Source organism: Streptomyces sp. WZ.A104 (assembly GCF_002382885.1).
GTDB lineage: Bacteria > Actinomycetota > Actinomycetes > Streptomycetales > Streptomycetaceae > Streptomyces.
This window is the reverse complement of the sequence record NZ_NWVL01000030.1, coordinates 78,909-91,207: the sequence shown is the minus strand read 5'-3', so window position 1 is coordinate 91,207 and position 12,299 is coordinate 78,909. Positions and strand designations below refer to the sequence as shown.

The following is a 12,299-nucleotide window of genomic DNA, read 5'->3' as shown; positions in this document are numbered from 1 at the left end:
AGCGCGGCACCCGCCAGGGCGAGCCCCGCGGCCGCCGCCCGTCGCTGCCTGCGCAGCATGCGCCGCAGCCGGTCCGCACCGCCGCCCCGCACACGCAGCGGAGCGAACGGCCCCACCCGGCAGGGGGCGGGCACCGGTGCCGGGGGCCCGGGCGGCGGTTTCACCCGGCCTGTGGGGGTGTGAGTGTGGGTGTGGTTGTGGTGTCCGGAGTGCGTGGACGTGCATGTGGGCATGGGCGTGGACGTAGGCGCGGGCCTGGACGTGATGGACGCGGACGCAGGCAGGGACGCGGACGTGGGCGTGGACATGGCACCACCTGGAATCGGGCGAACGAACGCAAAGGAAAAGGGGAGTCCGGCCCGGGTGATCCGGCCGAGCTCCCCTCACTTTCCCCCGTCCGCGCAGATCCCGCTGACCCCTGTGGACAGCGCCCGCACTGTGGATAACTCCGTCACCTGTCAGGGAAGCGCGATGCCCGTGTCGATCCCGTCCAGCGCGTGGGCGCAGGTGCAGTTGCGGATCTCCGTCTTCGGCAGCCCGGCCACCGCGTCGAACAGCACCGTGCGCAGCCGGTCCACATTGGCCGCGAATACCCGGAGGACCTCCTCGTGCGAGACGCCCTCACCGGCTTCGGCTCCCGCGTCCAGGTCGGTGACCAGGGTCATCGTCGTGTAGCAGAGGCCCAGTTCGCGGGCGAGTACCGCTTCGGGGTGCCCGGTCATGCCCACGACCGACCAGCCCATCGCCGCGTGCCAGCGCGATTCCGCGCGGGTCGAGAAGCGGGGGCCTTCGACGACCACCAGGGTGCCGCCGTCCACCGGGTCCCAGCCGTGTCCGCGCGCCGCGGCGAGCGCGGCCTTGCGGCCCTCGGGGCAGTAGGGGTCGGCGAAGCCCAGGTGGACGACGTTCGGCACGGCCCCGTCGGCCCGGGTCTCACCGTCGTAATACGTCTGCACCCGGGTCTTGGTGCGGTCCACCAGCTGGTCCGGGACGAGAAGGGTGCCCGGCCCGAACTCCGGCCGCAGTCCGCCGACCGCGCACGGTCCCAGTACCTGACGGACCCCGACGGAACGCAGGGCCCAGAGATTGGCCCGGTAGTTGATGCGGTGCGGCGGCAGGTGGTGGCCGCGTCCGTGGCGGGGCAGGAAGGCCACCCTGCGGCCGCCGATCTCGCCGAGGAACACCGAGTCGCTGGGCTTCCCGTAAGGGGTGTCCACGGAGACCTCGGTGACGTCGTCCATGAAGGAGTAGAAGCCCGAGCCGCCGATGACACCGATCTCCGCGGCCGCCTCGGAACCCGACGCGCCCGCCGTGCCCGTGTCCGTACCGGAGCTCGTATCCGTATGTGCGTTCACCATGCGGTCACCGTATCCGGGTGCCGTGTGCGGGGAAGTTCCGCCCGGGGAAAACGCTCGGACCCCGCCGAGTGGATCGGCGGGGTCCGGTGAAGCGTGTGTGGGGCGTACGTGGGCTCAGGCGGCCGACGTACCGCTCGACGAGGCCGACGCGGAGGCCGACGACGAGGAGGAGGGCGACGACGAAGCGCTCGCCTTGGTCTCCGAACCCGACTTCGCGGACGAAGCGGAGTCGGACGGCTTCGAGGACGACGACGCCGGTGTGCTGCTCGACGACGAGCCGCGGCTGTCGTTCCGGTAGAAACCGGAACCCTTGAAGACGATGCCGACCGCAGAGAACACCTTCTTCAGGCGTCCGTCGCAGCTCGGGCATACGGTCAGGGCGTCATCGGTGAACTTCTGCACCGCCTCAAGGCCCTCGCCGCACTCGGTGCACTGGTACTGATAGGTCGGCACTTGCTCCTCCTGGCACTCTCACTCAATGAGTGCTAACGACGCTCCATACTGACGTATTCCTTTGAATCAGTCCACTGTGACGGGCTCGCGGTGACCGATCCCACGTGCCACGGTGCGTCCCGGGGACCTCGGTGTCAGCCGCGAGCGCAGGGCCAGCAGCGTCATCAGGGCGAGTGCGGTACCGGCCAGCGGCACCAGGAATCCGGTGCTCGCGCCGTGGCCGTCGGCGAGCTGTCCGGCCACGGTCACGGCCGCCGCCTGGCCGAGCGCCACAGCGCCCGTCAGCCAGGTGAAGGCCTCCGTGCGGGCGGTGGCGGGAACCAGCGCCTCGACGAGGGTGTAGCCGCTGATCAGCGCCGGAGCGATGCACAGGCCCACCAGCAGGCCGAGCCCGGCCAGCAGCGGCACCGAGTGCACGGCCCACAGGCCGGACGCGGTCAGGGTGAGTGCCACGTACCCGATGATCAGCCGGCGGCGCGGGCTGCTCTTCCAGGCGATCGCGCCGCAGGCGATGCCGGCCAGCATGTTGCCCGCCGCGAAGATCCCGTAGAGCAGGCCGTTCACCCCGGGGTGGCCGATCTCCTCGGAGAATGCGGTCAGGGAGACCTGCATCCCGCCGAAGACCGCGCCGATGCCCAGGAAGGAGATCGCCAGGACGCGCACGCCCGGTACGGAGAGTGCCGAGGCGTGCGGTTCGGCCGCGGTCGCGGCGGCGCGGGGTGCGGGCTGGGTGGCCCGCTGAGCGGCGAAGAGCAGGCCGCCGATCAGGGTGAGGGCCGCCTCGGTGACCAGGCCCGCGGCGGGGTGCACGCCGGTGCACAGCGCGGTGGCGATGACCGGGCCCAGGACGAACGTGAACTCGTCCGTCACCGACTCGAACGCGGCCGCGGTGGACATCAGGGGAGAAGCGGGGCGGTCGGGGGTCGCGCCCAGCATCGCCGCCCAGCGGGCCCGAACCATCGGGCCGATCTGCGGGATCGAGGCACCCGTCGGCACGGCGGCGGCGAACAGTGCCCACAGGGGGGCGTCCGCCAGCGCCAGCACGGTCAGGGTGCTCACGGAGACGGCGTGGAGGAGGACCCCGGGCAGCAGCACGGAGCGCTGGCCGAAACGGTCGGCGAGCTTGCCGCTCTGCGGGGCGAACAGCGCCATGGAGACGCCGGAGACGGCCGCCACGGCGCCCGCGCTGCCGTAGGAGCCGGTGGTGTGCTGCACGAGAAGCACGATGCTGATGGTGAGCATCGCGAAGGGCTGCCGTGCGGCGAAGCCCGGGAGGAGGAAGGTCCACGCACCGGGGGTGCGCAGCAGTTGCCCGTATCCGGGGCGGTCGGAGACCGTGGGTGCCACGGTCCTTGCCTTTCTGCCGCCTGGTAGCCCTGCTTCCCGGCGCCCTTGTGGGGCGGGCCGGACGGAAGCGGCCGAGAGCTGTCCTCTTCGCGCGGAACTGCGGTAGATGCCGGGCGGCTCGCTGCCATCGGCGGAGAAGCGCCGGGCCAAGAGACACCACGACCGCCATACGGTCGCGCCAGCTCTGCTTCAGACAGAGTTGGTCGATCAGGGTTGGTCGATCATGCTTGCCTTTATGGTACAGGCAGGAAACCTTGTGCGCCTGTGATTGCGTCCAGGGCTACGGTATCGGCCTGTGATCTGCGACGCGTCCGCAGTGAATCACCTGCGGTGTCACCCTATGGTTCGCGCCGTCCGTGACTCAGGGGCGTGTCTTCGTATCGCTGCCGCCGCCGAGCTTCTTGGTCAGCTTCATCGCCTGGGGGATGCCGGATTCGCCCTGGGGGCCCGGAGCGGCCGACGCCCGCGACGTACCGGAGCTGCCCGCTCCGCCCGTGCCCAGCCAGCCCGCCAGCTTGCCGCCCTCGCCGACCGCGCGCAGTCGGGCCTCCGTCGTGTCGCGCACCGGGTCGGTGGCCACCACCAGCAGTTCGTCCCCGCGTCGAAGGACGGTCGTCGGTGTGGGGACAAAGCTCTTGCCGTCCCGGACCACCAGGGTGACGGCCGCGCCCGCCGGGAGCCGCAGCTCGCCGACCTCGACGCCGTGCATCTTCGACTGCGGAGGGACGGCGACCGACAGCAGATGCCCGCGCAGCCGCTCCAGCGGGGCGGACTCGACGCCCAGGTCGTCGGGCTCGGCCTGGGCGTCGGCGATCTTCAGTTTGGCCGCGACCCAGGGCAGCGTCGGGCCCTGTACCAGGGTGTAGACGATGACCAGGACGAAGACGATGTTGAAGATCCGGGTGCTGCCCTCCACCCCGGACACCATCGGAATGGTCGCCAGGACGATGGGCACCGCCCCGCGCAGCCCCGCCCAGGACATGAGCGCCTTCTCGCGGGCCGGCAGCCGGAACGGCGCGAGGCTCAGGAACACCGACAGCGGCCGCGCCACCATGGTCAGCACGAGGCCCACGACGACGGCGGGCCAGAAGTCGTCGACCAGGTCGTGCGGGGTGACCAGCAGGCCGAGCAGCACGAACATGCCGATCTGGGCCAGCCAGCCGAGCCCGTCGGCGAAACCGCGGGTGGCGGGCCAGTGCGGCAGCTTGGAGTTGCCGAGGATCATCGCGGCCAGGTAGACGGCGAGGAAGCCGCTGCCGTGGGCCATGGCGCCCGCGGCGTACGCGGAGACGGCGATGGCCATCACGGCGATCGGGTAGAGGCCGGAGGCGGGCAGCGCCACGTGCCGCAGTCCGAGCGACCCCAGCCAGCCCACCGTGACGCCGATGGCGGCGCCGATGGCCAGCTCCAGGGCGATCTCTCCGACCAGGACGTACCAGTGCTCGACCGGTCCGACCGCGGAGAACGCGACGACCAGGATGACGACGGGAGCGTCGTTGAAGCCGGACTCGGCCTCCAGGACACCGGTGACCCGGGGCGGCAGCGGCACTCTGCGCAGGACGGAGAAGACGGCCGCGGCGTCGGTCGAGGAGACGACCGCGCCGATGATCAGGGCCTGACGCCAGTCGAGACCCACGAGGTAGTGCGCGGCGGAGGCGGTGACAGCCACGCTGATGGCGACGCCGAGGGTGGAGACCACCGCGGCCGCGGGCAGGACGGGGCGGACCTCTTTCCACTTCGCACCGAGTCCACCCTCGGCCAGGATGACGACCAGCGCGGCATAGCCGATCACCTGTGTCAGCTCGGCGTTGTCGAACTTGACGTCGAAGATGCCGTCCTGCCCCAGGGCGATCCCGATGCCGAGATACAGCAGCAGACTGGGCAGCCCGCTGCGCGAGGAGATCCGTACCGCCACCACGGCGACGAGCAGGACGAGCGAGCAGACGAGCAGGAGTTCGTTGAGCGCGTGGACAGTCAGGGTCCGTTCCTTCCCTGCGTGCGCCTGCCGGATCGTCCTCCGGCAGCCCGGTACTTCGTTACCTTACCTAATCTTTAACGCTTCCTTGACGGCTTCGAGTGTTCGTACGAGGAAGACGCAAATGGATGCATCCCTATACCGCGTCCGAGTGGCTTCTCCGCTGCGCCTATGGTTGCTCCTGCACTCCCAGGACCACCCTGCCCCTCGAAGGACAGCGATGCCCGCCAATACAACCGCCTCTTCCGGCCCTTCCGACGAGAAGAAGCCCGGCAGGAAGAAGGGGCGACGCGCCCGCCTGATCGTGCTCGTCCTGGTGCTGGCGCTCGTCGCGGGTGTCGGTTTCGGGGCGTACTGGTCCGTGTCCACCGTGCGGGCCTCGTACCCGCAGACCACCGGGTCGATCACGCTCGACGGCCTTGGCGGCGACGTCGAAGTCAAACGTGACGCGTACGGAATTCCGCAGATCTACGCGGACACCGACGCCGACCTCTTCCGCGCCCAGGGCTTCGTACAGGCTCAGGACCGTTTCTGGGAAATGGACGTCCGGCGGCACATGACGTCCGGCCGGCTCTCCGAGATGTTCGGTTCCGGACAGGTGGAGACCGATTCCTTCCTGCGCACGCTCGGCTGGCGGCAGGTGGCGCAGAAGGAATACGACGAGGTCCTGGACGAGAGCACCAAGAAGAACCTCCAGTCCTACGCGGAGGGCGTCAACGCGTATCTGAAGGGCAAGGAAGGCCGGGACATCTCGGTCGAGTACGCGGCTCTGGGGCTGACCAACGACTACAAGCCCGGCAAGTGGACCCCGGTGGACTCGGTCGCCTGGCTCAAGGCGATGGCCTGGGACCTGCGCGGCAACATGCAGGACGAGATCGACCGTTCGCTGCTGACCAGCCGTCTCGACAAGGACCAGATCGAGGACCTGTACCCCGGCTACCCGTACAAGAAGCACAAGCCGATCGTGAGGCAGGGTGCGGTCTCCCCGGTCACCGGGAAGTTCGACCCGGAGGCGACTCCGTCCGACAACATCGGGTCGGCCACCGCCCAGGGCGCGACCGAAGGCCTGAACACCCAGCTCGCCGCCCTCTCCGACACCCTTGACGAGATCCCGGCGCTGCTCGGCCCGAACGGCAACGGCATCGGGTCCAACTCCTGGGTGGTCTCCGGTGAGTACACGACGACCGGCAAGCCACTGCTGGCCAACGACCCGCACCTGGCGCCGATGCTGCCCTCCCTCTGGTACCAGATGGGCCTGCACTGCCGGGAGCTGTCCAAGAACTGCCAGTACGACACCGCGGGCTACACGTTCTCCGGGATGCCCGGTGTGATCATCGGTCACAACCAGGACATCGCCTGGGGCCTCACCAACCTGGGCGCCGACGTCACCGACCTCTTCCTGGAGAAGGTCTCCGGCGACGGCTACCTGTACGACGGCAAGGTCAAGCCGTTCAAGATCCGCGAGGAGACCATCAAGGTCGCCGGCGGCCGGGACCGGAAGATCACCGTCCGTGAGACGGACAACGGGCCGCTCGTCTCCGACCGCAGCAAGGAGCTGGAGAAGGTCGGCCAGAAAGCGCCCGTCACCAACGTCGCCCCGGACCGCGCCGACGGCTACGCGGTCGCGCTGAAGTGGACGGCGCTCCAGCCCGGCAGGTCCATGGACGCGGTCTTCGCACTCAACCGGGCCAAGGACTTCACCACCTTCCGGGCGGCCGCCGAGGACTTCGAGGTCCCCTCGCAGAACCTCATCTACGCCGACACCGAGGGCAACATCGGCTATCAGGCCCCGGGCACGATCCCGGTCCGCCTCAAGGGCGACGGCACGCTGCCGAGCCCCGGCTGGAGCTCGGAGTACGGCTGGGAGAAGGAGCCCGTCCCCTTCGACGAGCTGCCCTACGAGTACAACCCGAAGCGCGGCTACATCGTCACCGCCAACCAGGCCGTCATCGACGAGGGCAAGTACCCCCACCTCCTGACCAAGGACTGGGGCTACGGCGCCCGCAGCCAGCGGATCGACGACCTCATCGCCCAGAAGATCAAGGGCGGTGAGAAGATCTCGACCGACGACATGCAGAAGATGCAGATGGACAACTTCAGCGAGATCGCCGCGCTGCTGGTGCCCGAACTGCAGAAGATCAACATCTCCGACCCGAGCGTGCGCGAGGCGCAGAAGCTGCTGGACGGCTGGGACTACACCCAGGAACCCGACTCAGCGGCCGCCGCGTACTTCAACGGCGTCTGGCGCAACATCCTCAAGCTCGCCTTCGGCAACAAGCTTCCCAAGGAGCTGCGGGTCAAGGGCGACTGCATCAACGTGCCCCCGGCCAAGAACAGCGGTCCCCTCGACGAGCAGAAGAAGCTCGTCCGCGAATGCGGCCAGCGCGACGGCGACTCGGCGCAGCCGGACGGCGGCGACCGCTGGTTCCAGGTGGTCCGCGACATCGTGGACGACCGGGACAACGAGTGGTGGAAGGCGCCCGCCCGGGGCCGCGAGGGCGCGCTGGAGGGCCGTGACGACCTCTTCGCCCAGGCGATGGAGGACGCCCGCTGGGAGCTGACCGCCAAGCTCGGCAAGGACATCTCCACCTGGAGCTGGGGCCGGCTGCACCGCCTGATGCTGAAGAACCAGACCCTCGGCACCGAGGGGCCCGGCCTGCTCCAGCGGGCGCTCAACCGGGGCCCCTGGAACCTCGGCGGCGGCGAGGCGGCGGTGAACGCCACCGGCTGGAACGCGGCAAGCGGCTACGAGGTCATCTGGGTGCCGTCGATGCGGATGGTCGTCAACGTGGGGGACTGGGACAAGTCCCGCTGGATCAACCTCACCGGCGCCTCCGGGCACGCGTTCAACACGCACTACACCGACCAGACCGACAAGTGGGTCGACGGTGAACTGCTCGACTGGTCCTTCCGGCCGAACGCGGTGAGCGAGGGCACCGTCGACACGCTGACGCTGAAGCCGTAGGGAATCAGCGGCATCCTCTGGGATCGGCGGCCCCTTTATGGCTCACGCGTGAGCCATAAAGGGGCCGCTTGAACGACAGGACGGGCGCGCCGGAACGGCAAGAGGGCGTGTGAACGACAAGAGGGGCACCGGCCGAAGCAGCTCACCGGCCGAAGCGCCGCGCTCCGGCCGGAGTGACCACGGCGTCCACGGGGTGGTCGTGCGGTTCCGAGGGGACCCGCGCGACCACCTCGTCGTCGTACAGGAGCACGACGAGCGCCGGGTGCGCCCCGGCGGCCGTCAGCCGGGCCAGCACCCGGTCGTAGCTGCCGCCGCCCCGCCCCAGCCGCATCCCGGCCCCGTCCACGGCCAGGCCGGGCAGCAGCACCGCGTCGGCGTCCAGGACGGCGTCCGGTCCCAGGCGGCTGCCGTCCGGCTCCAGGAGCCCCCGTCCGGCGGGCAGCAGGTGCTCCGCGCCCTCGTAGGCCGCCCAGTCCAGGTCGTTGTCGGCCAGGAGCACCGGCAGCAGCACCCGTACGCCGCGCTCGCGCAGCGCGTCCAGCAGGGCGCGGGTGCCCGGTTCGCGTCCCACGGAGACGTACGCGGCGACCGTCCGGGCGTCGGCCAGTTGGGGCAGGTCCAGGGCGCAGGCGGCGAGAACCGCGGCGGCCCGGGTGACGTCCTCCTTCGTCAGGAGGGCCCGCGCGTCGAGCAGTTCGCGCCGCAGGGCGGCCTTCGCGGACGTCTTTCCGGGTTTGTCGGTGTTCAATAGAGACTCGCACGGTTCTCGTATGGGCATATTTAAGGGCAAAGTTAACCGGAAGATCAGCTTCTGGTGGGGTGCAGCCGTTAAGGTCTGCACATGAATCAGTCGCCCTCCAGGATCAGCAAGGCCGTCATCCCGGCAGCAGGTCTCGGTACCCGGTTCCTGCCCGCCACGAAGGCCACTCCCAAGGAGATGCTGCCTGTCGTCGACAAGCCGGCCATCCAGTATGTCGTCGAGGAGGCCGTCGCGGCGGGGCTCTCCGACGTCCTGATGATCACCGGCCGTAACAAGCGGCCCCTTGAGGACCACTTCGACCGCAACTACGAGCTGGAGTCCGCGCTCACCCGCAAGGGAGACGCCGAACGCCTCGCCAAGGTCCAGGAGTCCAGCGACCTGGCCACCATGCACTACGTGCGTCAGGGCGACCCGCGCGGCCTCGGCCACGCCGTGCTCTGCGCCGCCCCGCACGTGGGCGACCAGCCCTTCGCGGTGCTCCTCGGCGACGACCTGATCGACCCGCGCGATGCACTCCTCGCCCGGATGGTGGAGGTCCAGGAGCGCGAGGGCGGCAGTGTCGTGGCGCTGATGGAGGTCGACCCCGCGCAGATCCATCTGTACGGCTGCGCGGCCGCGGACGCGACCGTCGACGGCGACGTCGTCCGCGTCACCGGCCTGGTCGAGAAGCCGGACCCGGCCGACGCCCCCAGTAACCTCGCCATCATCGGCCGGTACGTCCTGGACCCCGCGGTCTTCGACATACTGCGACACACCGAGCCGGGCCGCGGCGGCGAGATCCAGCTCACCGACGCGCTCCAGCTGCTCGCCGCGGACGAGAAGATCGGCGGCCCCGTGCACGGCGTCGTCTTCAAGGGCCGCCGCTATGACACCGGCGACCGCAGTGACTACCTGCGTGCCATTGTCAGACTGGCGTGCGAACGTGAAGACCTGGGGCCGGACTTCCGGACCTGGCTGCGTAAGTACGTCACCGAGGAGATGTAACCCCGTGAGCAGCACGATCTGGTCGGTCGACGAGCATCTGGACGACATCCTCGCCTCGGTGAGGCCGCTCGAACCCATCGAGCTCCAGCTGCCCGACGCCCAGGGCTGCGTCCTGGTGAAGGACGTCGTGGTGGAGGTGGCCCTGCCGCCCTTCGACAACAGCTCCATGGACGGCTACGCGGTCCGGATCGCCGATGTCGAGGGCGCCAGCGAGGAGTTCCCCGCGGTGCTCACCGTCATCGGTGACGTGGCCGCGGGCAGCGCAGGGCTCGCCGACGACCAGGTCGTGGGACCGGGACAGGCCGCCCGCATCATGACGGGCGCCCCGCTGCCCGCCGGTGCGGAGGCCGTGGTCCCGGTCGAGTGGACGGACGGGGGTACGGGCGAGGGCCCCGCCGCCGCCATGCGCGCCCACTCCGACGCCCCGGAGGGCGCCACCGGCGAGGTCCGCGTCCACCGTCCCGTCACGGCGGGCGCCCATGTCCGCGAGCGCGGCAGCGACGTCCGTCCGGGCGATCTGGCCCTGCGGGCCGGGTCTGTCGTCGGCCCGCCGCAGATCGGGCTGCTCGCGGCGATCGGCTGCTCCACCGTGCTCGTACGGCCCCGCCCGCGCGTGGTCGTGCTCTCCACCGGCAGCGAACTGGTCCAGCCCGGCGAGGAGCTGACGAGCGGCCAGATCTACGACTCCAACAGCTTCGCGCTGACCGCCGCCGCCCGGGACGCCGGGGCCATCGCCTACCGGGTCGGCGCGGTGGCCGACGACGCCGAGACGCTGCGCGCCACCATCGAGGACCAGTTGATCCGTGCGGACATCGTCGTCACCACGGGCGGCGTCAGCGTCGGTGCGTACGACGTGGTCAAGGAGGCGCTGTCCTCCGTCGGGGACGAGGACGAGGCGGGCGGCGGGGTCGAGTTCCGCAAGCTGGCCATGCAGCCGGGCAAGCCCCAGGGCTTCGGCTCGATCGGCCCGGACCACACCCCGCTGCTGGCCCTGCCGGGCAATCCGGTCTCCAGCTACGTCTCCTTCGAGCTGTTCGTCCGCCCCGCCATCCGGGCCCTGATGGGTCTGCCCGACGTGCACCGCCCCACGGCCCGAGCGGTGCTGAGCGCCGGGAAGGCACTCACCTCCCCGGACGGCCGCCGCCAGTTCCTGCGCGGTACGTACGACGCGGAGGCGGGCACGGTCACCCCCGTGGGCGGTTCCGGATCGCATCTGATCGCCGCGCTCGCCCAGGCGGACGCGCTGATCGTGGTGCCCGAGAGCATCACCTCGGTGGAGCCCGGCACGGAGACGGACGTGATCCTGCTCCGCTGACCGCCGCGCGGTGGCGGTACGGTATCTGCCGCTGTGCCTTCCGGGGGACCCCCTCCGGTTCCCCGAGGCCCACCGGCGCCCCTACCGCAAGGCGGAGTGAGTTGAGTACGCAGAACAGGCTGACGCACATCGACGAGGCGGGCGCGGCCCGCATGGTCGACGTGTCGGAGAAGGACGTCACCACCCGCGTCGCCCGGGCCGGCGGCCGGGTGCTCGTGTCCCCGCGCGTGATCGAGCTGCTGCGCGGTGAGGGAGTCCCCAAGGGTGACGCCCTCGCCACCGCGCGGATCGCCGGGATCATGGGCGCCAAGCGCACCCCGGACCTGATCCCGCTCTGCCATCCGCTGGCCGTCTCCGGCGTGAAGGTCGACCTGAGCGTGGCCGACGACGCGGTGGAGATCACGGCCACCGTGAAGACGACGGACCGCACGGGCGTCGAGATGGAAGCCCTGACCGCGGTGTCGGTGGCGGCCCTGACGGTGGTCGACATGATCAAGGCCGTCGACAAGAGCGCGGTCATCACCGACGTACGGGTCGAGGAGAAGTCGGGCGGAAAGTCCGGCGACTACCGGCGCACCGAACCGGAGGGAACGGCCCCGTGACGCCGCCCGAGCCCACCGCTGCCGCTCCGGCCGCAGCCGCGTACCGCGCGCTCGTCGTCACCGCCTCCAACCGGGCCTCGGCCGGGGTGTACGCGGACAAGGGCGGCCCGCTCATCGCCGAAGCGCTCACCGGGCTCGGCTTCACGGTCGACGGGCCGCAGGTCGTCCCCGACGGCGACCCGGTCGAGGCGGCCCTGCGTGCCGGGGTGGCCGCCGGGTACGACGTGATCGTCACCACCGGCGGTACGGGCATCTCGCCCACCGACGCGACGCCCGAAGCCACCCGCCGCGTCCTCGACCACGAGATTCCCGGCATCCCCGAGGCGATCCGGGCCGAGGGGCTGGCCAAGGTCCCGACCGCCGCGCTCTCCCGGGGGCTCGCGGGCGTCGCGGGACGCACCCTGGTCGTCAACCTGCCCGGCTCCACCGGTGGGGTGAAGGACGGGCTCGCGGTTCTCGGCAGGCTCCTGGTGCACGCCGTCGACCAGCTGCGCGGCGGCGACCACCCCCGACCGGGGAGCCCGAGCTGAACATCGCGAC

At 70.5% G+C, this 12,299-nt stretch carries 10 protein-coding genes and 1 pseudogene; 5 read left to right on the top strand and 6 right to left on the bottom strand.

What is annotated here, in order from left to right; translation table 11 throughout:
* The 5 genes and pseudogenes from CIB93_RS38445 to CIB93_RS18100 all read right to left on the bottom strand — a co-directional run.
* Positions 1–233 (bottom strand): annotated as a pseudogene (locus tag CIB93_RS38445) (hypothetical protein); the annotation flags it as partial.
* Positions 234–458: 225 nt separating this feature from the next.
* Entirely contained in the window at positions 459–1,358 is a 900-nt protein-coding gene (locus CIB93_RS18115; RefSeq protein WP_096628011.1) for an S-methyl-5'-thioadenosine phosphorylase, read from the bottom strand.
* Between the two features lie 114 nt (positions 1,359–1,472).
* A complete protein-coding gene (locus CIB93_RS18110) occupies positions 1,473–1,811 on the bottom strand; it encodes an FmdB family zinc ribbon protein (protein ID WP_096628010.1) in 339 nt (112 codons plus the stop codon).
* 66 nt (positions 1,812–1,877) lie between these two features.
* A complete protein-coding gene (locus CIB93_RS18105; protein ID WP_096628008.1) occupies positions 1,878–3,158 on the bottom strand; it encodes an MFS transporter in 1,281 nt (426 codons plus the stop codon).
* 361 nt (positions 3,159–3,519) lie between these two features.
* Positions 3,520–5,076, bottom strand: coding sequence for a potassium/proton antiporter (locus tag CIB93_RS18100; protein WP_257002242.1), 1,557 nt, complete (start codon positions 5,074–5,076; stop codon positions 3,520–3,522).
* Between the two features lie 277 nt (positions 5,077–5,353).
* Here CIB93_RS18100 and CIB93_RS18095 point away from each other — a divergent pair, with 277 nt between their 5' ends.
* Entirely contained in the window at positions 5,354–8,098 is a 2,745-nt protein-coding gene (locus tag CIB93_RS18095) for a penicillin acylase family protein (RefSeq protein ID WP_096628005.1), read from the top strand.
* Positions 8,099–8,240: 142 nt separating this feature from the next.
* Here the strand turns inward: CIB93_RS18095 and CIB93_RS18090 are convergent, their stop codons facing one another.
* Positions 8,241–8,846, bottom strand: a complete 606-nt coding sequence (locus tag CIB93_RS18090) for a 5-formyltetrahydrofolate cyclo-ligase (protein WP_257002241.1) — start codon at positions 8,844–8,846, stop codon at positions 8,241–8,243.
* 93 nt (positions 8,847–8,939) lie between these two features.
* Here CIB93_RS18090 and galU point away from each other — a divergent pair, with 93 nt between their 5' ends.
* From galU to CIB93_RS18070, 4 genes are all read left to right on the top strand, one after another.
* Positions 8,940–9,842, top strand: a complete 903-nt coding sequence (galU, locus tag CIB93_RS18085) for a UTP--glucose-1-phosphate uridylyltransferase GalU (RefSeq protein ID WP_096628002.1) — start codon at positions 8,940–8,942, stop codon at positions 9,840–9,842.
* A 4-nt stretch (positions 9,843–9,846) separates the two neighbouring features.
* Positions 9,847–11,157 (top strand): gephyrin-like molybdotransferase Glp, encoded by a 1,311-nt coding sequence (gene glp, locus CIB93_RS18080; RefSeq protein ID WP_096628000.1) that lies wholly within the window; start codon positions 9,847–9,849, stop codon positions 11,155–11,157.
* 101 nt (positions 11,158–11,258) lie between these two features.
* The gene (gene moaC / locus CIB93_RS18075) at positions 11,259–11,759 is read left to right on the top strand and encodes a cyclic pyranopterin monophosphate synthase MoaC (protein WP_096627999.1); all 501 of its coding nucleotides are present in this window, start codon (positions 11,259–11,261) and stop codon (positions 11,757–11,759) included.
* Positions 11,756–12,289, top strand: a complete 534-nt coding sequence (locus CIB93_RS18070) for a molybdenum cofactor biosynthesis protein B (protein ID WP_096627997.1) — start codon at positions 11,756–11,758, stop codon at positions 12,287–12,289. The genes moaC and CIB93_RS18070 overlap by 4 nt, the downstream gene beginning before the upstream one ends.
* The last annotated feature ends 10 nt before the right edge of the window (positions 12,290–12,299 follow it).

What these genes read in the sequence shown, in the direction of transcription:
- CIB93_RS18115 (WP_096628011.1), bottom strand. Translation starts at nt 1,358, where the DNA reads ATGGTGAACGCACATACGGATACGAGCTCCGGTACGGACACGGGCACG.
- CIB93_RS18095 (WP_096628005.1), top strand. Translation starts at nt 5,354, where the DNA reads ATGCCCGCCAATACAACCGCCTCTTCCGGCCCTTCCGACGAGAAGAAG.
- galU (WP_096628002.1), top strand. Translation starts at nt 8,940, where the DNA reads ATGAATCAGTCGCCCTCCAGGATCAGCAAGGCCGTCATCCCGGCAGCA.